2 protein-coding genes are annotated in these 1,043 nt (G+C 49.3%); both read left to right on the forward strand.

Annotation, left to right across the window (positions count from 1 at the left end; translation table 11 throughout):
- On the forward strand, nt 1-526 hold a 526-nt coding region (locus tag HCUR_RS00555; RefSeq protein WP_207760835.1), incomplete at its 5' end, for a hypothetical protein.
- Nucleotides 513-1,043: hypothetical protein (locus HCUR_RS00560; protein WP_129591787.1), on the forward strand; the 531-nt coding region annotated here is incomplete at its 3' end. The genes HCUR_RS00555 and HCUR_RS00560, both read left to right, overlap by 14 nt.

The following is a 1,043-nucleotide window of genomic DNA, read 5'->3' on the forward strand; positions in this document are numbered from 1 at the left end:
TTTTGAAGCTTTGAGTTCTTTAAAAGAGCCTTCTTTTATTCCCGAAGTCATGAGGTATTTTCTTCCTTCTGGTACACAAATAGATCATTGGACTATGGAAGATATGTGGACGGAAATGATGTTACAAACTGTTGTAGATTCTGATCTTGGTCCCACTTATATGAATTGGCTCATGCGCTCTTTGCACCTACTGCATCCCGGGGCCCGCTGGGCAGCTAGTTCCTTTATCTTTAATATGATTTACGATACTTTTTACAGAATTAAGCCAAATGAATTTCCCGATCTTCCTGTGGTAGATGCTCTGCCCTTGGGGAAACGAGATTTTGTTTTGAGTATTTTAGATGAAATGATTGAAGGATATAAAAAATTCTTTGAAGAAAAAAAGAAGAAAATCCTTAATAATGATCCGTTACAAAGTACACTACGTTCAGTGGAATCTTATAAAGAAGATATCGCCTGTACCGAATACGTCCGGGGCCAGCTGCTCCTTCTCCCCCAGGAGGTTATTAGCATTGGATATCGGTAAACTGTTGCTTACTCTCGGGCTTCACCTCAACCTTCAGCGGGGCGCCTTCCAGGGGACCCAGTTTAAGGGGGAGGTGCGCATTGAGGCTAGGGAGGAGCTCCTTCTGACCCCCGCGGTAAGGCAGGATGGATTTGAGAAAGTTTCGGTGACCCGAGACAGCAAGATTCTCCAAAAAACCCAGGCTCACCAAGGCCAAGGGGTGGACTACCTGGACTGTTCTGTTCAGGGTCATTTGGCGGTGGATACGCCGCACCTGGAGGTCGTTTCTAAGACGGGCCAGCGTCCCTCGGGTATGGAAATCGTCCCTCGCCCCGAGTTCACCGAGATCCACCGCACGGTCGTGCCCTCTATTACTGAAGAATCCCAGAGACCTCGTACTACCTTTAAGCCTGCCTTTAAGGCCGCTCTGGGGGTGGGCGTTGCAGCTCTGGCAGGGGCCAGCGGAGGTCTTGCCTCTGGCGTGCTTGCAGCGTCTGCTCAGGCCTTCATTCAGAAGGGAGGCCTGGAGTCTCTGGCC

This window comes from Holospora curviuscula (assembly GCF_002930195.1).
GTDB lineage: Bacteria > Pseudomonadota > Alphaproteobacteria > Holosporales > Holosporaceae > Holospora > Holospora curviuscula.